Genomic DNA, 16993 nt, shown 5'->3' with positions numbered 1-16993 from the left:
CTACTACAACATGGACCAGGTCGTCGGGCAGGCACTCGCCACCTTCCGCCGCATCGACCAGGCGGAACAGGCCGGGGCGGACGAGGCGGAAACCGGAGCGGGAGCGGAGAGGGTGCCCGCGGAGTAGGCGGCTTTATCGCCGAGCCTCCGCCGCGAGGGGTCAACCCGACGGTCGATCCCGTCGATTGACCTTGCCTGCCGGCGCGCCTATCAAGTTCCCATCCAAGGGGAGTCCCTGAGAGGGGCTGAGAGACCGTCGGCGCTTGCGCAAAACGGTGACCCTTCGAACCTGATCCAGGTCAAGCTGGCGAAGGGATGGACCGTGCCTCACTTCTTTCGAGGCCCTTTCTCCTCAACCGCTTTGGGACTCCCGTCCGGCCTGGCTGAAGCTGGGAGATCGCATGCGCGTGGCGGTAATCGGTGCGGGGGTGATGGGGCTGACCACGGCCCTCGCGCTTCGCGAGCAGGGCGCCGACGTGGAAATTCTCGAACGCTCCGCGTCGCTTGCCGCCGAGGCATGCTCGCGGTTCGCCGGTGGCATGCTGGCCCCGTGGTGCGAGGGCGAAAGCGCGGAGCCGCTGGTCGTGCGCCTCGGCCAGGAGGCGCTGGACTACTGGCCGCGCCACGTGCCGGCGGAAAGGCTCGGCAGCCTCGTCCTCGCGCAGCGCCGCGACGCGCCGGAACTCGACCGCTTCGCCCGCCGCACCGACCGTTTCGAACGGCTGGACGAGGCAGCCCTGGGAGAACTCGAACCGGACCTCGCCGGCCGTTTCGCCCGCGCGCTGTTCTTCCGCGAGGAAGGCCATCTCGACCCCCGCGAGACGCTGAAGCTGCTCGCCGCGAAGCTGGAAGCGGCCGGCGTGCCGATCCGTTTCGGAGTGGATGCCGATGCGAACGCCCCGGCGGCCGATCGGATCGTGGATTGTCGTGGCCTTGCCGCGCAGGACCGGCTGCCGGACCTGCGTGGCGTGAAGGGCGAGATGCTGATCCTGCGCTGCCCCGACGTTTCCGTCTCGCGCCCCGTGCGGCTGCTGCATCCGCGGTTTCCGCTCTACATCGTGCCGCGCGGCGGGGGCGTCTACATGGTGGGCGCGACCAGCATCGAGAGCGGCGAGCGGAGCCGCGTCACCGCCCGCTCGATGGTGGAACTCCTGAACGCCGCCTACGCGCTGCATCCGGCCTTTGCCGAAGCCGAAATCCTGGAGATCGGCAGCGATGCGCGCCCGGCCTTTCCCGACAATCTGCCGCGCATCCGCCGCGATGGCGACCGGCTGATGGTCAACGGGCTTTACCGCCACGGCTTCCTGCTGTCGCCGGCGCTCGCCCGCATGGCGGCCGACATCGTGATGAATGACGTAAGCTTTCCGGAGGTGACGAGATGAGGCTGACCGTCAACGGCGAGGCGAAGGAGGCCTCGGCCTCAACGCTGGATGGCCTGCTGGTCGAGCTCGGCTATGCCGATACCGTGGTCGCGACGGCCGTCAACGAGAGCTTCGTGCCGGTGACACGGCGGCCGGCGCTGGAACTCTCCGAGGGCGACACGGTGGAAATCCTCGCGCCGATGCAGGGAGGCTGAGATGAAAGCCTATGACGTGGAACTCGGCTCGCGCCTGCTGCTCGGCACGGCGCAATATCCCTCGCCGGCGATCCTCGCGGACGCGGTTCGTGCTTCCGGCGCGGAAGTCGTCACGGTGTCGCTCCGCCGGGAATCCGGCCGAGACCGTGCGGGGCAGGGCTTCTGGGATCTGATCCGCGATCTTGGCGTGCGCGTGCTGCCCAACACGGCTGGCTGTCACACGGCCAAGGAAGCGGTCGCGACGGCCCAGATGGCGCGGGAAGTCTTCGGCACGGCCTGGATCAAGCTGGAGGTGATCGGCGACCACGACACGCTGCAACCCGATGTCTTCGGGCTGGTCGAGGCGGCCGGTATCCTCTGCCGCGAGGGCTTCGAGGTCTTTCCGTATACGACGGAGGATCTGGGCGTCGCCGATCGGCTGCTGGAGGCGGGGTGCCGCGTGCTGATGCCGTGGGGCGCGCCGATCGGCTCCGGCCGCGGCCTTTCCAATCCGTACGGCCTTCGCACGATGCGGGCGCGCTTTCCCGACGTGCCGCTGGTGGTGGATGCCGGCATCGGCCTGCCGTCCCATGCGGCGCAGGCGATGGAACTCGGTTACGACGCCGTTCTCCTCAACACCGCCGTTGCCAAGGCCGGCGATCCCGCCGCCATGGCCAGGGCATTCCGGCAGGCGATCGAAGCCGGCCGCGCGGCGTGGCTCGCCGACCCCATGGACGCCCGCGACATGGCGGCCCCCTCAACCCCCGTGCTTGGCATGGCTTTTCGGGAGTAAACGATGCTCGACCGATTCTATCTCATCGTGGACAGCACGGAGTGGCTGCACCGGCTGCTGCCGCAGGGCGTCCGCCTCGTCCAGCTCCGCATCAAGAACAAGCCGGAGGACGTGCTCCGTACCGAGATCGCCGAAGCGCGGGCCCTCTGCGAAGACGCGGGGGCGCAGCTCATCGTCAACGATTACTGGCAGATCGCCATCGAGGAGGGCTGCGACTTCGTCCATCTCGGCCAGGAGGATCTCGATGACGCCGATGTGGAGGTGATCCGCCAGGCCGGAATACGGCTCGGCGTCAGCACCCATGACGATACCGAACTCGATCGCGCGCTTTCCGTCCAGCCGGATTACATCGCTCTCGGCCCGGTGTTTCCGACGATCCTGAAGAAGATGGCCTGGGCGCCGCAGGGGATCGACCGCGTGCGCGAATGGAAGCGGCGCATCGGGGACGTGCCACTGGTGGCGATCGGCGGTCTCACGCCGGAGCGGGCGGGGCAGGTGCTTGGTGCGGGCGCCGACAGCGCGGCGGTGGTGACCGACATCCTGCTGAACGCCGATCCGGAAGCGCGGACGCGGGAATGGGTCGCGGCAACGCGGACGACCGGCAGGTGAGCGACCGCTATGCACGTCAAATCATCCTGCCGGAGGTCGGTGCGGTCGGGCAGGCGAAGCTGGCGGCGGCACGGGTGCTGGTCGTCGGCGCCGGTGGGCTCGGCTCGTCCGTGCTCCCCGCGCTTGCCGGAGCCGGCGTCGGGCATATCGACATCGTGGATCACGACCGCGTCGACGCTTCCAACCTGCACCGGCAATGGCTTTACCGCATGTCCGATATCGGCCGGCCCAAGGCCGAAGCGGCGTGGGATGCGTTGGCCCCGCTGAACCCGGAGGTCGGCCTGCACGCCCATGCCGAGCGGCTTCGCCCGTCCAATGTAGAAGGCTTGGTCGGCGCCGTGGACCTCGTCGTCGATGCCGCCGACAGTCTTGCCGTCACCTACATGCTCGGCAGCACCTGCCATCGTCTCCGCAAACCGTTGATCACGGCGTCCGTGCTGGAGCAGCGGGGCTATGTCGGCGGCTTTTCCGGGGGGGCGCCGAGCTACCGCGCGATCTTCCCGGACATGCCGACCGTGGTCGGAAGCTGCGCGATCAATGGCGTACTTGGCTCGGCGGTCGGCGTGCTCGGCTCGCTGCAGGCGCATATGGCGCTGCAGGTGCTACTCGGTCAGCACCCGTCACCGCTCGGTCGCCTCGTCTCCGTCGATCTCAAGACGATGAACTTCGGCGGCTTTGGCTTCGAGGGTACGCCGGAGCCGGAGGACGTGGAGATCGCGTTTATCGAGGCCTGCGACCTCCGGTCGGGGGATCGCGTGGTGGAACTTCGTCCGGTGGAGGAAGCGCCGGAGCCAGCCGTCGCTGGCGCGATGCGGGTTGCACCGGACGAAGTCAGCGCGGAGATCCAGCCGTCCTCAGGCCGCGTTGTCTTTGCCTGCGCCAGCGGCGTGCGCGCTTATCGCGCCGCGCGTTCCGCCCAGTCGCGCTGGGCTTGCGAAGCCGCCGTGCTCATCGCCTGACGAGCACGGCAGGCGTATTCTCAACAAGCCTGGGCGTATTGCCGAAGCACATTGCGGACGGCCGCGATCTGGAGATCGCGCACATTCGGCTTCACTTCACCGGAAACGACCTGCGGATACAGCGCGCCGAGATGCTGGCTGATCAGCGTCTCGGGAATTGCCACATCGTCCAGCGCCGCCGTCAGCCGTTCCACCGCCGCGCGAGCGGTCGGATGCGGCCAGTAGTAACGGATGCGGTCGCTGTAGCTGTAGTGCCGCTTGACGCGAAGCGCCGTCTCGTCGCCGTGGTAGTACTTCTTCCAGTTGCCGGGCTCGGAGAGCAGCAGCTCTTCCATCGCCGCCTTGAGCGAGTGGGACGCATAGCCCTCCACCAGTTCGCAGGCGATGGCATCGAGCCCATAAAGCGCCTCGCGAAGCGCGAAGGTCAGCCAAGGGCCGACCTTGAGGATGGCGAAGCCGTCGCGCACGAGAGCGGCAAGGCCGGCTTCCGTCTGGTAATCGGTGGAATGCGCCTCGAAGACGAATTGCGGCGCGCTTTTCAGCCACTGGCTGAGGCCCACGGCCTTTTCCGGCGCGTAATGCACGACATCGGCATCGCCGAATTCCACGCCCGGCTGCACGACGAGTCCGATCACGCGGTCGAACGCCGCCTGGAGGCCACGCTCGGAAAAGGCGCGGCGATGCACTTCGACGGTCCCGGCGGCGGCCTCGGGCGACGTCACCTGCAGGTGGTCGAGTGCTTCCAGCGCGCCGCCGGGCGTCGGGACTTCCGTGCCGATGATGTAGACCGGAGCCGTGCCACCGACGCGGCGATGGGCATCCTCGGCAATGGCCGCGAGACGGGCGGCGCGGGCGGCCGTCGTCTCGTCGTCCAGCGCTTCCGGTTCGCCCGCGCAGCCCATGCTTGCGTCGAGATGGATCTTGGTGAAGCCCGCTTCCACGAAGGCCGCGATCATCACGTCGGCCTTGGCGAAGGCGGCTTCCGCGTCGAGCCCCTTCCAGGGATTGGGGCCGAGATGGTCGCCGCCGAGGATCAGGCGCTCGGGCGGAAAGCCGACGCGGGCGGCGATCTCTTCGACGAAACGGCGGAAATCAGCCGGCGTCATGCCGGTATAGCCACCGTCCTGGTTGACCTGGTTGCAGGTCGCCTCGATCAGGACTTCGCTCCCGTCGGCAAGGCCCTGCAGGAAGGCCGCCTCGATGACGAGCGGATGGGCGGAGCAGACGGAGGTGATCCCCTCGTGCGAGCCGTTGGCGCGGCGCTCCGGGAGGCTGGCGAGATGTTCGGCGCTCATGCGGCGACCTCATGGCTGGCGATGAAGGCATCGAGTTCGGCGAAGGAGGAGGCGCCTTCCATCGGTCCCTTGCGGGTGACGGTGCGCGCGCCGCTGGCATTGGCGTAGCGGAGCGCTTCCTCCACGCTTCTGCCCTGCAGGCGGCATGTCACGTAGGTGGCGCCGAAGCAATCGCCGGCGCCGGTCGGGTCCAGTTCCTCCACGGGGAAGGAGCGGCCGTGCACCGAGCGCTCCGCGTCGTAATAGCTGGAGCCCTTCGGCCCGCGCTTAACCACGATGGAGGAAACACCCATGTCGAGGATCTCGCGGATCGCGGTCTCCTCGTCGTCGGCTTCCGTCAGGAGCGAGATCTCAGGGCCGCTCGGCAGGAAGATGTCGCAATATTCCAGCATGAATTCGAGCGCCGCCCGCATCTCCGGGATATTCAGCATCTCCTTGCGGATGTTGGGGTCGAAGGAGACGGTGCCGCCGTTGCCCTTCACGATCTCGATGGCCTTCTTGATCACGTCGATGATGCGGAAGGAGAAGAGCGACGAGCCCATGATGTGGAAGTGGTCGCAGCCGGCGAGCAGCTTTTCCGCCTGCTCGGTCATCGAGATGTGGCCGCAGGCGGAGTTCTTGATGTTGAAGACGAAATCGCGTTCGCCGTTCTCCTGGTAGCGCACGAAGGCGCTGCCGGTGACCTGCTCGGGATGGACGCGGATCGCCGAGACATCGACGCCGTCGCCGCGCAGTCGCTCGATGTTGAGCCAGCCGAAATCATCGTCGCCGACGCAGGAGACGATCCCGCAGGGCTGGCCAAGCTTGGCGACCTGATCGATGAAGATGGCGGGGGCGCCGCTGGCGAAGGGGCCGACCAGCGTGCCGGGGGCGCGGAAGCTCTGGCCGCGATCGACGGCCATGATCTCCACCAGGATCTCGCCGAGGGTGACGATTTTCTTCATTGCGGGTTCTTTCACGCGCGGGAGGACTTGGAGCGGACGTCGAGCCAGACGGCGAGGATGATGACGACGCCCTTGACGATCAGTTGGTAGAAATACGGCACCGAAAGCATGTTCATGCCGTTGTTGATGACGCCGATCATCAGCGCGCCCAGGAGCGTGCCGATCATCGAGCCCGCGCCGCCGGCGAGGCTGGTGCCGCCGAGGACGGCCGCGGCGATTGCGTCGAGCTCGTAGCCCATGCCGGAATTGGTCTGCGCCGAGCTGAGCCGCGAGGAGAGCAGGATGCCGGAGATCGCCGACATGACGCCGGAGATCATGAAGATGACGATCTTCAGCCGGTCCACGCGGATGCCGGAATAGATCGCGGCCTCGCGGTTGCCGCCGGTGAGATATGCGCGGCGGCCGAACACCGTCTTGGAGAGCAGCACCCAGTTGAAGACGAAGAGGACCGCGAGGATCCAGACCATCAGCGGGACGCCGAAGAGGTCGTCGATGGACAGCAACAGCCAGGTATCGTTGTTGATCGGCGCGGGCAGGCCGCCCGTCGGCAGGCTGACAACGCCGCGGAAGATGCCCATGGTCGCGACCGTCACGATGAACGACGGCAGCCGCATCTTGGCGGAAACGAAGCCGTTGATGCCGCCCATCACCACGCCGGAGAGAAGCGTGATGACGACGGTCGGCACGAAGCCGAGGCCGAAGGCGAAGCACTGCGCGCCGACCATGCCGGCCACCGCGATGATGGACCCGACGGAAAGGTCGATTTCGCCGAGCAGGATCACGTAGGTCATGCCGAAGGCGGCGATCGCCACCACGGTGACCTGCTGCATGATGTTCAGGAAGTTGTTGACCTGCAGGAAGCGCGGATTGGCGACCGAGAAGATCACGCAGAGCACGATCAGCGCGGCGACGATGCCGCCGTACTGGCGAACCGTGTGGCTGGAGGCGAAGTTCTTCATCGACTTACTCACTGTCTACGCCTGCCGCGTCCCGCATCACCAGTTCCTGGGTGAGACCGGCAGCCTGTCGCTCGGCGACGATTTTCTTGTTGTGCATGACCACGACACGATCGCTCATGCCGAGGATTTCGGAGAGTTCCGAGGACACCATCACGATGGCGGTGCCCTGCGTGGCGAGTTCGCGAATGATCTTGTAGATCTCGAACTTCGCACCGACATCGACGCCGCGCGTGGGCTCGTCGAGGATCAGCACCTTCGGCTTGATGGCGAGCCACTTGGCCAGCACGATCTTCTGCTGGTTGCCGCCACTGAGGTTTCGGGCTGCGGTGTTGAGGTTCGCCGTCTTGATGGACAGGCGGCGGACCTCCTCGCCGGCATTGGCGATTTCGGCGCGCGGATGCATGAAGCCGAGCGCGTTGGCGAAGCTGCCGAGCGCCACGGAATTGATGTTGCGCTCGACGGAATGGGCAAGCACCAGCCCCTCGTCCTTGCGGTTTTCCGTGACGAAGGCGATGCCGTTGCGGATGGCGTCGCTGGGGCTGGCGATGCGTACCGGCTTGCCCGCGACCTGGATCTCACCCTCGTGGGGCAGCATGCCGAAGATCGCCTTCATCACGTCGGAGCGCCCGGCGCCGATCAGGCCGAAGAGGCCGAGAACCTCGCCGGGGCGGACGGTGAAACTCACGTCATGGAAGAGGCCGGCAGCGTTGAGCTTGTTCACCGCGAGCACCGGAGCGACGCTGGCGGCCGGCGCCGGCGTTTCGCGCCTGGGATAGATGTCCTGCATCGGCCGGCCGACCATCAGTGCGATCAACTGGTTGATGTCGGCCTCGTCGCGGGTGAGCGTGCGGATATACTCGCCGTCGCGCATCACCGTGATGTCGTCGGAGATCCGCATGATCTCGTCCATGCGGTGTGAGATGTAGATGATGCCGACGCCCTGGGCCTTCAGCTTGGCGATGATGCGGAACAGGATCTCCGCCTCGCTGTCGCTGAGCGAGGATGTCGGCTCGTCCATGATGACGAGGCGGGTCGGATGGCTCAGCCCCTTGGCGATCTCCACCAGCTGCCGCTTGGCGATGGAGAGATCCGCCACGCGGGCGCGGGGATCGAGGGGCAGGCCGAGGTCGCGGATGAGCTGGGCTGCGTCCTCGTTCAGCTTCCGGTCCTGGATGAAGCCGAAGCGGTTGACCTCGCGATTGGCGTAGATGTTTTCCGCCACCGTCAGGTTCCGGCTGAGGCTCAGCTCCTGGAAGATGATGGAAACGCCGTGAGCCGCGGCATCCTTGGGATCGCGCGGAAGATAGTCCTTGCCGTTCAGCCGGATCGTGCCGCCGGACGGCGGAAAGACACCGGCCAGGATCTTCATCAGCGTCGACTTGCCCGCGCCGTTCTCGCCCAGCAGGGTATGCACGCGGCCGGGCGTGACGGCGAGCTCCATGCGCTTCAGCGCCTGAACTGGACCGAAGCTCTTGGAAACGTCGTGGATCTCGAGAACCGGGGCGGCGCCGGTGACGTGGCCGGGAGAGGCAGCGGGCGGCGAAAGGCCTTCGGGTTGGGGGCTCATCGTGCTTTCCGATCGGGTGTGAGCGGGGAGGCGTGGCCTCCCCGCTCGTGCAGGGCGATCCGTGATCGCTTACTTCTGGTCGCCATTCTTGGTGTAGAGGCCGGGAACGACCGGCTGCTTGGCCGGAACGTCCTCGCCCTTGATGATCTTGGCGGCGGTGTCGATGGCGATTTCGCCCATCTTGTCCGGGTACTGGCGGACGACGCCGACGAATTCCGGGTCGTGGTCCACGGCGTCGCGGGCTTCCTTCATGCCGTCGAAGCCGATGACCTTGACCTTGCCGGACAGGTTCGCCGACTTCACGGCCGAGACCGCTGCCAGCGCCGCATCGTCGCCGAAGCCGAAGATGCCGGTGATGTTGGGGTTAGCCTGCAGCATGTTCTGCGCCACCGAAAGCGCCTCGGCGCGGGTGATGCCGGCCTGGTCGGCCACGATCTTGACGTTCGGATGCGACTTCAGCGCGTCCTTGAAGCCGTTGACGCGATCGACGACCGACTGGACCGTCGGGTAGTCGATGACGGCCACGTCGCCCTTGTCGTCGAGTTCCTTGGCCATCAGTTCGCCGGCCTTCTGGCCGCCCGCGAAGTTGTCGGTGCCGACATGCGAGGCAACCTCGGCGCCGTTGGCGGGCACGTCCACGGTGATGACCTTGATGCCGGCCTTCTTGGCCCGCAGCACCGCCGACTTCACGCCCTGCGAATCCACCGGCGAGATGATGATGACGTCGACGCCCTTGGTGATGAAGTCCTCGACGTCGGCCAGCTGCTTGTTGAGGTCCTGGTTGGCGATCGAGATCTGCAGATCCAGGCCGTCCTTCTGGGCTTCCTGCTTCATCGCGTTGGCGAGCTCGACATAGAAGGGGTGCTGCTGGGTGAGCAGCGAAGCACCGACCGTGGCGGCGTCGGCAACGGCGGCGGAGGCGCCGAAAGCCGCAAGCGCTACGATGGCGGTTCGCATTTTACGATGCAGATACATGGGCATTTCCTCTGGTGATTGCATGCTCGCGGCCGAATACGGACGCTGTCATCCCACCGGGCTGATAGCCGGCTCGGATCAGTTGTTCCCGACATCCCATGTCGGGCGAAGAGGGGAGGATCACGTGATCGACGAGATCGAGCGGCAGCTGGAATCCGGCCCGCGCCAGAAGCAGCGCGGCGCTCGGGACCAGCGCGATCGTGCGCGCCGCCTGCCGGCAGGCGGCGGCGCAGAATTGCTCCGTCGCCGGATCGAGCATCAGGAGGCCGCCCTCCGCGGTAACCGCCCGGGCTTCGAAGACGAAGGTGCCGATCAGGTCGGCGCTGAGGCTCTGGATCGCCTTGGGGCCCTGCAGCGAGGAGCCGTCCGCCCCGAGCCGTCCGCCCAGCACGTTGATGTCGCAATCCAGGCACGAGCGCGCCACGACGACGGCGTCCCAGGACGACAGGATCAGGCTGAGACCGGCGATTTCGGAAAACAGGGGGATGAGACGGACCGGCAGGACGCCATGGCCGATCAGGATGGGCGCATCGGGGGAAACGAGTTCGCGCGCGGCGCGCAGCATGTCGGCCGTGAAGCGATGGTCAGATGGCTCGGACGGGCCGCCTGACCTCGGCGCAAGCGCTTCCAGCGCCATCGCCTTGCCGAAGCGGCGGACGATCAGGCCCTGATCCTCGAGATAGCTGAGATCGCTGCGAATGGTGACGGCCGAGACATTGAGCAATGCGCTCAGGTCGTCGACCCGCATCTCACCCTCGCGGCGGACGATCTCGGCAACCTTTAGCCGCCGCTTCAGCGCGGCACTGTTGGCTCCGATGACCAATTCGAAAATTCCGAAAGCGTTTCCTTATTAAACGAAAGCTAGCAATTTCCGGCCGGCAAGGGAAGAGCTTTCGGAATGGGTGGCCCGCGTCTGCTGCAATGCTCGAACGTCGGGCAAAGAAAAACCGCGGGCCGCGGGTGGGGCGCGGCTCGCGGCTTCCGTCCAGTCCGGGAGGAGGACTGGACTGCCGGGTCTCTTGGGTGGGGGGCGTGAGGCCCGGCGATACAATTGGTCAGCGGGTCTCGGTCTGGCCGTGGACGAAATAGGGAGCGCCGTAGGAATTGGCGGTCTCGGTCTGGCCGGCATACTGGTTGACGACGCGCTTCTGGCCATTCTGGTCGGTAAACAGAAGGAAGCCCTTCGAGACCTGGCCGGCGACGGCCGGATATGTGCCCTCGTTTTGCTGCTGCAGGGAGGGAATGCCTGCGGCGTTGGCGGCGCCAGCGGAGAGAAGGCCGAGAGCGGCGGCGGCGAAAATGATCTTACGCATAATGATTGTCCTTAAATGGGAGGGCGGCGCTTGCCGAAAGAGGGCGGCCGAAACGGAATGGGTTAGCGGGTCTCGGTCTGGCCGTGGACGAAGTACGGAGCGCCATAGGAATTGGCGGTCTCGGTCTGGCCGGCATACTGGTTGACGACGCGCTTCTGGCCGTTCTGGTCGGTGAAGAGCAGGAAGCCCTTGGAGACCTTGCCGGCGACGGCCGGGTAGGTGCCCTCGTTCTGCTGCTGCAGGGAGGGAATGCCTGCGGCGTTGGCGGCGCCAGCGGAAAGAAGGCCGAGAGCGGCGGCGGCGAAAATGATCTTACGCATAATGATTGTCCTTAAATGAGAAGGCGGCGCTTGCCGAAAAGCGGGCGGCCGCGCCGGAATGGGTTAGCGGGTCTCGGTCTGGCCGTGGACGAAGTAGGGAGCGCCGTAGGAATTGGCGGTCTCGGCCTGGCCGGCATACTGGTTGACGACGCGCTTCTGGCCGTTCTGGTCGGTGAACAGAAGGAAGCCGCGCGAAACCTCGCCGGCAACGGCCGGACGGGTGCCTGACGTATCGGCCTGGAGGGCGGGGATGCCCGCGGCGTTGGCGATACCGGCCGAAAGCAGGCCGAAGGCGACGGAAGCGAAAATGATCTTACGCATGATAATCTCCTGAATGCCCCGAGATGAGGCGTCTGCAATCAAATCGCGATCAACAGGATCGTATGCGATATAAACGGTGGAAGTCTGGAAAAGGTTTCAGTCTTTGGCAATAAAATCGTCCGCGACTTAATTATTCCGCGGATGACAGGCGACGGGCGGTCGGTGGCGGCGTGGCGGCCGGAACAGTCCGCCACGCCGGACGTCTTCAGGCGACGGTGAGCTTCACATCGACATTGTTGCGGGTCGCGTTGGAATAGGGGCAGACCTCATGAGCCTTTGCGACCAGTTCCTCGGCGGCAGCCTTCTCCAGGCCGGGCACCGAGACTTCCAGAGCGATCGCCAGACCGAAGCCGCCTTCCGAGCGGGGGCCGATGCCAACCGTGGCAGTCACGCTCGTATCGGCGGGGACCTTGGGGCCACCCTGCGAAGCCACGAACTTCATGGCGCCGATGAAGCAGGCGGCATAGCCCGTCGCGAACAGTTGCTCGGGATTCACGCCCGGGCCGCCAGCGCCACCCATCTCCTTCGGCGTGGTCAGCTTGACGTCGACAGCGCCGTCCAGCGTGGCGGCATGACCATCGCGGCCACCGGTAGCGCGGGCGGAGGTGCTGTAGATTGCGTTGACGGACATGGTATCTCCTGAGCCGTGACATGAAGAATTTGCCGGAATTTCGGCAGCGATTTAATCGCGTACGACCTATATATAGGTGGACCCCGTTTCTGTCAATGGTCGATTAAATCGAGCGCGATGTATTTTTCGTGATATAAGAAGCGCATGACGGAGACGAATGGAATGCCCGAAAGCCATAAGCCCGAGACTGCCCCGCAGCCGCCGCACGAGTCCGCAGGCGTGTCGACGCTCCTGGACACGATCGGTCTTTCAGACTTCCTGTGCTTCGCGATCTACTCGACCTCCCACGCCTTCAACCGCGTCTATAAGCCGTTGCTGGATGAGCTTGGCCTGACCTACCCGCAATATCTCGTCATGGTCGCGCTATGGGCGGAGAACGACCAGACGGTCGGCGGGCTCGGCGCGAAGATCTTTCTGGAATCCAGCACGCTCACGCCGCTGCTGAAGCGGCTGGAAGCGTTGAAATACGTGAGCCGCAGGCGGGATTCGGGCGACGAACGAGTCGTGCGCGTGAGCCTGACGGATGAGGGCAGGGCGTTGCGGCAGCGGGCGCACGACGTCCCCCGCTGCGTGCTGGAAGCATCCGGTCTTTCCGAAACACAGCTTCGGCGCCTGCAGGCCGAGATCACGCAGCTTCGCGAAAACCTGCACAAGGCGGGCGTCTAGGGCTCGGCGGCGGCGCCGCCGGCCATCTTCGGAGGTCTTCGGCTCAGGCGGGGACGGGATGCGCCAGCGTCTCCGGGATCACGCTGACCTCGTCGCCGCGAATTTCGAACTGCGGGATATGGCCGAGGCTGACCAGCAGATCGGCATCCTCGCCGAGCACCGCGCGCCAGTCATGCGCCTCCGTCAGCACGACGCCGATGGAGACCACCTCGCCGCTGGCCTTGCGCACGAGGTTGCAGAGCGCCTTGAGACTGGATCCCGTCGCCACGACGTCATCGACCACGGCAACCCGCTTGCCCGCCAGCAGCGGGATCGCGTTGCGGTCGAGCAGCAGGTTCTGCTGGCCCTTGCTGGTGATGGAGACGACCGGCTCCACCAGTGCGTCGCCCAGATGCACCTTGGGCGATTTCTGGGCGATCACGTAGCGGTCCAGCCCCAGGCCGCGGCTGGCCTCGATCGCCACGGGAATGCCGAGCGTCGCGGCGCTCACGATGATGTCGGGTTTGGACGGGGCCAGACGCTTGGCCATCTCGCGGCCGATATGCTCGCCCAGCAGGACGCCGCCGTCGATCGTCATGAAAAGGGCGATGGCGAGGGTCGGATTGACCGGCACGATCGGCAGGTCCAGCGGCCAGCCCGCAAGGTCGCAACCATATTGGGACGGCGTCAGGCGGGGCTCCATGTGAGATCCTTCAGGCGTTGCGGTATCCGCACGCTCTTACCGCCCAATCGGTCCCGGCGCAAAGCCGGGACCGTCTCCTGCATGTGGATCAGGAAAAGCCGATCACCTCATGCGGCACGTAGGGCTCCTCCAGCGCCAGGATCTCCTCGGCGGTGAGGTTCAGCGACAGGGCGGCCACGGCGTCGTCGAGATGGTTCTGCTTGGAGGCGCCGATGATGGGGGCGGTGATGGGTTCCTTCTGCAGGACCCAGGCAAGCGCCACCTGCGCGCGCGGCACGCCGCGCTTGGCCGCGATCCCGGCGACCTTCTCCACCACCTTGCGATCCGCCGCTGCGGTCGCGGCATAGAGGGTCTTGCCGAACTCGTCGGTTTCAGAGCGGGCGCTGCCCTCGTCCCAGTCGCGCGTCAGCCGCCCGCGCGCCATCGGGCTCCACGGGATGACGCCGATGCCTTCCGCCTCGCAAAGCGGCAGCATCTCGCGTTCCTCCTCGCGGTAGAGCAGGTTCACGTAGTTCTGCATGGTGGAAAAACGCGTCCAGCCGTTGAAATCGGCGGTGTAGAGCGCCTTCGCGAACTGCCAGGCATACATGGATGAGGCACCGATGTAGCGCGCCTTGCCGGCCTTCACGACGTCATGCAACGCTTCCAGCGTCTCCTCGATCGGCGTGCCGTAATCCCAGCGATGGATCTGGTAGAGGTCGACGTAATCGGTGCCGAGGCGGCGCAGCGAATGGTCGATTTCGCTCATGATGGCGCGGCGCGAAAGACCGGCCCCGTTCGGGCCGGGCCGCATCCGCCCGTGCACCTTGGTGGCGATGACCACTTCGTCGCGGGTGGAGAAATCCTTCAGCGCGCGGCCGACGATCTCCTCGCTGGTGCCGTCGGAATAGACGTTCGCCGTGTCGAAGAAATTGATGCCGAGCTCCAGCGCCTTCTTGATGAAGGGGCGGCTCGTTTCCTCGTCCAGCGTCCATGCGTGATTGCCGCGATCCGGCACGCCATAGGTCATGCAGCCGAGGCAGAGGCGGGAGACGTCAAGGCCGGTGGCTCCGAGTTTCACATATTCCATGGGCTGAACTCCTGAGGGATCGCGGCCGTGAACCGGCTGCCGGGGATAGAACAAGACTTGGGACCGGATCGGTGTTTGACCAGTGCGACGATTGGGACCCGCTCGCTTCGCGATGCTTGCTTTCGCCCTGCTTTCAGGCTCTGGCGGTGCGGCGGCGCTTCCCGTAAGACAGCTGCAACGCCCAAGGGAGGAAGAAGGCGATGCTTCTCAGCTGCGGTGACGCACTGGTGGATTTCATGCCGGCCAAGGACGCGCAGGGCCGCGACGCCTATGTGCCGGTGGTCGGCGGTTCGTGCCTCAACGTCGCGGTGGCGATGGCCCGGCTCGGCGCCCCCACCGGTCTGGTCGGCGGCATCTCCGACGACATGTTCGGCGCCATGATCGCGGAGCACGCCGAAGCCTCGAACGTGGATCTCCGCTACGTCACGCGGTCGCCGACCGAGACGACGCTGGCCTTTGTCCGCTTCGTGCATGGCGAACCGCATTACGCCTTCTATGACGAGGCCTCCGCCACGCGCCGCTGGACCTACAAGGCAGGCTCGATCCCCTTCGCAGACGTGGAAGTCCTGCATGTCGGCTCCACCTCGCTGATCCACGATCCCGTGTCCTCCGAGACGCTGGCGATGGTGCGGGAGGCGGCGGCCGCGACCACCGTTTCCTTCGATCCGAACTGCCGCCCCAACCTCGTCGGCGACATCGATGATTATCGCCGCCGCATGGACGGCTTCATGGCGCTGGCCGACATCGTTCGCATGTCCGACGTCGATTTCGAATATCTCTACGGCGAGGGAGACTACGACTTGTTTGCCGAGGCGCGACTTGCCGCCGGCAACGCGCTCGTGGTGATCACGCGCGGCGGCGATGGCGTCACGGCTTGGGCGAAGAGCGGCAGGGTCGAGGTTGCGAGCCCGAAGATCGATGTCGCCGACACGATCGGCGCCGGCGACACATTCCAGGGCGCCTCGCTGGTGGCGCTCGTGGAAACGGGGGTGATCGGTAAGGCCGCGCTTGCCTCGATCTCGCCGGAGGCGCTGCGTAAGGTGCTGGCGTTCGGCGTCACCTGCGCCGGGATCACCTGTTCGCGCCCGGGGGCGAACCCGCCCCGCCGTGTCGAGATAATGGGTTCGACCGCCTTTCAGGCGCTCGCCCGAGCCTAAAAAAACCGAGGAGGAACGAGAGATGAACGATCAATCCACTTCGCCCGCCAGCGGGTCCGCCGCGGTGTCCGCATCTGGGACCGGCGCGGGCAGGACGCTTCGGCCGGGCGTGGTATCCGGAGCCGATTACGCGGCACTGATCGCGGCCTGCAAGGAAGGCGGCTATGCGCTGCCGGCCGTCAACGTGGTCGGCACGAACTCCATCAATGCGGTGATGGAAGCGGCGGCGAAGAACGGCTCCGACGTCATCATCCAGCTGTCGAATGGCGGCGCGCGCTTCTATGCGGGCGAAGGTTGCCCGGATGCCGACCGGGCGCGGGTGCTGGGCTCGGTTTCCGCCGCGCAACACGTGCATCTCCTGGCCGAGCAGTATGGCATCTGCGTCGTTCTCCACACCGACCATGCCAACCGCAAGCTCGTGCAGTGGATCGACAATCTCGTCGACGAGGGTGAGCGCTGGTTCGAGCGAACCGGCAAGCCGCTTTACACCTCCCACATGCTGGACCTCTCCGAAGAGGCGCTGGAGGTGAATGTCGCGGAATGCGAGCGCATGCTGAAGCGCATGGCGCCGCTCGGCATGAGCCTGGAGATCGAACTCGGCGTTACCGGCGGCGAGGAGGACGGCATCGGCCACGAGCATGACGACGCCGCCGATAACGCGCATCTCTATACGCAGCCGGAAGACGTGCTCTACGCCTATGAGCGGCTGAGCCCGATCGGCCACTTCACGGTGGCGGCCTCCTTCGGCAACGTCCATGGCGTCTACGCGCCGGGCAACGTGAAGCTGCGCCCGGAAATCCTGAAGGCGTCGCAGGAGCTGGTTTCCGGCAGGCATGGCGGCGGCGCCAAGCCGCTCGATCTCGTGTTCCACGGCGGCTCCGGCTCGGAAAAGGCGAAGATCACCGAGGCGGTGAGCTATGGCGTCTTCAAGATGAACATCGACACCGACACGCAGTTCGCTTTCGCTAAGCCCGTGGGCGCCTACGTGAACGAGCATCCGGCGGCCTTCGCGCACCAGATCGATCCGGCAAACGGCAAGCCCACGAAGAAGCATTACGATCCCCGCAAGTGGCTGCGCGCCGGCGAGCAGGGCATCATCGAGCGGCTGGACGAGGCCTTCGCGGATCTCGGCTCGAAGGGTCGCAGCATTGCCGGGCGTTGAGGATTTGGCCGGGCGG

The 16993-nt window shown here is 65.9% G+C and carries 20 protein-coding genes and 1 riboswitch; of the genes, 8 read left to right on the top strand and 12 right to left on the bottom strand.

All coding sequences use genetic code 11. From position 1 onward, the window contains the following. Nucleotides 1–215: 215 nt before the first annotated feature. A riboswitch (TPP riboswitch) is annotated at nucleotides 216–333 on the top strand. A 68-nt stretch (nucleotides 334–401) separates the two neighbouring features. From thiO to BMY25_RS17915, 5 genes are read left to right on the top strand one after another with little or no spacing between them, the layout of a single operon-like run. Further along, entirely contained in the window at nucleotides 402–1382 is a 981-nt protein-coding gene (gene thiO, locus BMY25_RS17935; RefSeq protein ID WP_092499204.1) for a glycine oxidase ThiO, read from the top strand. After that, nucleotides 1379–1576 (top strand): sulfur carrier protein ThiS, encoded by a 198-nt coding sequence (thiS, locus tag BMY25_RS17930; RefSeq protein ID WP_092499198.1) that lies wholly within the window; start codon nucleotides 1379–1381, stop codon nucleotides 1574–1576. Before thiO ends, thiS begins: the two co-directional genes overlap by 4 nt. 1 nt (nucleotide 1577) lies before the next feature. Then, nucleotides 1578–2348 carry a thiazole synthase gene (locus BMY25_RS17925; protein ID WP_092499197.1) on the top strand — a complete coding sequence of 257 codons (771 nt, stop codon included), beginning with the start codon at nucleotides 1578–1580 and terminating at the stop codon, nucleotides 2346–2348. 3 nt (nucleotides 2349–2351) lie between these two features. Beyond that, on the top strand, nucleotides 2352–2957 hold the full coding sequence (locus BMY25_RS17920) for a thiamine phosphate synthase (RefSeq protein ID WP_092499196.1): 606 nt from the start codon (nucleotides 2352–2354) through the stop codon (nucleotides 2955–2957). Then, a complete protein-coding gene (locus BMY25_RS17915) occupies nucleotides 2924–3916 on the top strand; it encodes a HesA/MoeB/ThiF family protein (RefSeq protein WP_092499195.1) in 993 nt (330 codons plus the stop codon). The genes BMY25_RS17920 and BMY25_RS17915 overlap by 34 nt, the downstream gene beginning before the upstream one ends. A gap of 20 nt (nucleotides 3917–3936) precedes the next feature. On the opposite strand, the gene BMY25_RS17910 is transcribed toward BMY25_RS17915, so the two are convergent. The 10 genes from BMY25_RS17910 to BMY25_RS17865 form a co-directional block, all read right to left on the bottom strand. After that, nucleotides 3937–5211 (bottom strand): D-tagatose-bisphosphate aldolase, class II, non-catalytic subunit, encoded by a 1275-nt coding sequence (locus BMY25_RS17910; RefSeq protein ID WP_092499194.1) that lies wholly within the window; start codon nucleotides 5209–5211, stop codon nucleotides 3937–3939. Next, nucleotides 5208–6155, bottom strand: a complete 948-nt coding sequence (locus tag BMY25_RS17905; protein ID WP_092499192.1) for a tagatose kinase — start codon at nucleotides 6153–6155, stop codon at nucleotides 5208–5210. The genes BMY25_RS17910 and BMY25_RS17905 overlap by 4 nt, the downstream gene beginning before the upstream one ends. Nucleotides 6156–6166: 11 nt before the next feature. Next, nucleotides 6167–7114, bottom strand: a complete 948-nt coding sequence (locus BMY25_RS17900; protein ID WP_092499191.1) for an ABC transporter permease — start codon at nucleotides 7112–7114, stop codon at nucleotides 6167–6169. Between the two features lie 4 nt (nucleotides 7115–7118). Then, entirely contained in the window at nucleotides 7119–8681 is a 1563-nt protein-coding gene (locus BMY25_RS17895) for a sugar ABC transporter ATP-binding protein (RefSeq protein ID WP_092499189.1), read from the bottom strand. Between the two features lie 69 nt (nucleotides 8682–8750). Beyond that, nucleotides 8751–9638, bottom strand: a complete 888-nt coding sequence (locus tag BMY25_RS17890) for a substrate-binding domain-containing protein (protein ID WP_428976984.1) — start codon at nucleotides 9636–9638, stop codon at nucleotides 8751–8753. Between the two features lies 1 nt (nucleotide 9639). Further along, complete coding sequence (locus BMY25_RS17885; RefSeq protein ID WP_092499183.1) at nucleotides 9640–10479, bottom strand: DeoR family transcriptional regulator; 840 nt, start codon at nucleotides 10477–10479, stop codon at nucleotides 9640–9642. Nucleotides 10480–10711: 232 nt separating this feature from the next. Further along, complete coding sequence (locus BMY25_RS17880) at nucleotides 10712–10969, bottom strand: hypothetical protein (protein ID WP_092499181.1); 258 nt, start codon at nucleotides 10967–10969, stop codon at nucleotides 10712–10714. 62 nt (nucleotides 10970–11031) lie between these two features. Next, a complete protein-coding gene (locus BMY25_RS17875) occupies nucleotides 11032–11289 on the bottom strand; it encodes a hypothetical protein (RefSeq protein ID WP_092499178.1) in 258 nt (85 codons plus the stop codon). A 63-nt stretch (nucleotides 11290–11352) separates the two neighbouring features. Continuing rightward, nucleotides 11353–11610, bottom strand: coding sequence for a hypothetical protein (locus tag BMY25_RS17870; protein ID WP_092499173.1), 258 nt, complete (start codon nucleotides 11608–11610; stop codon nucleotides 11353–11355). Between the two features lie 205 nt (nucleotides 11611–11815). Further along, nucleotides 11816–12241 carry an organic hydroperoxide resistance protein gene (locus tag BMY25_RS17865; RefSeq protein WP_092499172.1) on the bottom strand — a complete coding sequence of 142 codons (426 nt, stop codon included), beginning with the start codon at nucleotides 12239–12241 and terminating at the stop codon, nucleotides 11816–11818. A 162-nt stretch (nucleotides 12242–12403) separates the two neighbouring features. Here BMY25_RS17865 and BMY25_RS17860 point away from each other — a divergent pair, with 162 nt between their 5' ends. After that, nucleotides 12404–12907 (top strand): MarR family winged helix-turn-helix transcriptional regulator, encoded by a 504-nt coding sequence (locus tag BMY25_RS17860; RefSeq protein WP_092499223.1) that lies wholly within the window; start codon nucleotides 12404–12406, stop codon nucleotides 12905–12907. A 43-nt stretch (nucleotides 12908–12950) separates the two neighbouring features. On the opposite strand, the gene BMY25_RS17855 is transcribed toward BMY25_RS17860, so the two are convergent. Next, a complete protein-coding gene (locus BMY25_RS17855) occupies nucleotides 12951–13589 on the bottom strand; it encodes a phosphoribosyltransferase family protein (RefSeq protein ID WP_092499171.1) in 639 nt (212 codons plus the stop codon). 88 nt (nucleotides 13590–13677) lie between these two features. Continuing rightward, nucleotides 13678–14658, bottom strand: coding sequence for an aldo/keto reductase (locus tag BMY25_RS17850; protein WP_092499170.1), 981 nt, complete (start codon nucleotides 14656–14658; stop codon nucleotides 13678–13680). Between the two features lie 200 nt (nucleotides 14659–14858). Between BMY25_RS17850 and BMY25_RS17845 the strand changes: the two genes are divergently transcribed. Both BMY25_RS17845 and fbaA read left to right on the top strand, forming a co-directional pair. After that, nucleotides 14859–15815 carry a carbohydrate kinase family protein gene (locus BMY25_RS17845; protein ID WP_092499169.1) on the top strand — a complete coding sequence of 319 codons (957 nt, stop codon included), beginning with the start codon at nucleotides 14859–14861 and terminating at the stop codon, nucleotides 15813–15815. A gap of 22 nt (nucleotides 15816–15837) precedes the next feature. Next, a complete protein-coding gene (fbaA, locus tag BMY25_RS17840; protein WP_092499167.1) occupies nucleotides 15838–16977 on the top strand; it encodes a class II fructose-bisphosphate aldolase in 1140 nt (379 codons plus the stop codon). Nucleotides 16978–16993 lie beyond the last annotated feature (16 nt).

This window comes from Faunimonas pinastri, assembly GCF_900110915.1.
Classification (GTDB): domain Bacteria; phylum Pseudomonadota; class Alphaproteobacteria; order Rhizobiales; family Afifellaceae; genus Faunimonas; species Faunimonas pinastri.
The sequence above is the reverse complement of the archived record's forward strand: the minus strand, read 5'-3'. Positions and strand labels throughout refer to the sequence as shown.

Bases quoted from the DNA above. Each gene is read 5' to 3' on its own strand.
- BMY25_RS17845 (WP_092499169.1), top strand. From the start codon at position 14,859: ATGCTTCTCAGCTGCGGTGACGCACTGGTGGATTTCATGCCGGCCAAG.
- BMY25_RS17880 (WP_092499181.1), bottom strand. From the start codon at position 10,969: ATGCGTAAGATCATTTTCGCCGCCGCCGCTCTCGGCCTTCTCTCCGCT.
- fbaA (WP_092499167.1), top strand. From the start codon at position 15,838: ATGAACGATCAATCCACTTCGCCCGCCAGCGGGTCCGCCGCGGTGTCC.
- BMY25_RS17865 (WP_092499172.1), bottom strand. From the start codon at position 12,241: ATGTCCGTCAACGCAATCTACAGCACCTCCGCCCGCGCTACCGGTGGC.
- BMY25_RS17915 (WP_092499195.1), top strand. From the start codon at position 2,924: ATGGGTCGCGGCAACGCGGACGACCGGCAGGTGAGCGACCGCTATGCA.
- BMY25_RS17860 (WP_092499223.1), top strand. From the start codon at position 12,404: ATGCCCGAAAGCCATAAGCCCGAGACTGCCCCGCAGCCGCCGCACGAG.
- BMY25_RS17910 (WP_092499194.1), bottom strand. From the start codon at position 5,211: ATGAGCGCCGAACATCTCGCCAGCCTCCCGGAGCGCCGCGCCAACGGC.
- thiO (WP_092499204.1), top strand. From the start codon at position 402: ATGCGCGTGGCGGTAATCGGTGCGGGGGTGATGGGGCTGACCACGGCC.
- BMY25_RS17870 (WP_092499173.1), bottom strand. From the start codon at position 11,610: ATGCGTAAGATCATTTTCGCTTCCGTCGCCTTCGGCCTGCTTTCGGCC.
- BMY25_RS17920 (WP_092499196.1), top strand. From the start codon at position 2,352: ATGCTCGACCGATTCTATCTCATCGTGGACAGCACGGAGTGGCTGCAC.
- BMY25_RS17855 (WP_092499171.1), bottom strand. From the start codon at position 13,589: ATGGAGCCCCGCCTGACGCCGTCCCAATATGGTTGCGACCTTGCGGGC.
- BMY25_RS17875 (WP_092499178.1), bottom strand. From the start codon at position 11,289: ATGCGTAAGATCATTTTCGCCGCCGCCGCTCTCGGCCTTCTTTCCGCT.
- BMY25_RS17905 (WP_092499192.1), bottom strand. From the start codon at position 6,155: ATGAAGAAAATCGTCACCCTCGGCGAGATCCTGGTGGAGATCATGGCC.
- BMY25_RS17895 (WP_092499189.1), bottom strand. From the start codon at position 8,681: ATGAGCCCCCAACCCGAAGGCCTTTCGCCGCCCGCTGCCTCTCCCGGC.
- thiS (WP_092499198.1), top strand. From the start codon at position 1,379: ATGAGGCTGACCGTCAACGGCGAGGCGAAGGAGGCCTCGGCCTCAACG.
- BMY25_RS17900 (WP_092499191.1), bottom strand. From the start codon at position 7,114: ATGAAGAACTTCGCCTCCAGCCACACGGTTCGCCAGTACGGCGGCATC.
- BMY25_RS17925 (WP_092499197.1), top strand. From the start codon at position 1,578: ATGAAAGCCTATGACGTGGAACTCGGCTCGCGCCTGCTGCTCGGCACG.
- BMY25_RS17890 (WP_428976984.1), bottom strand. From the start codon at position 9,638: ATGCGAACCGCCATCGTAGCGCTTGCGGCTTTCGGCGCCTCCGCCGCC.
- BMY25_RS17850 (WP_092499170.1), bottom strand. From the start codon at position 14,658: ATGGAATATGTGAAACTCGGAGCCACCGGCCTTGACGTCTCCCGCCTC.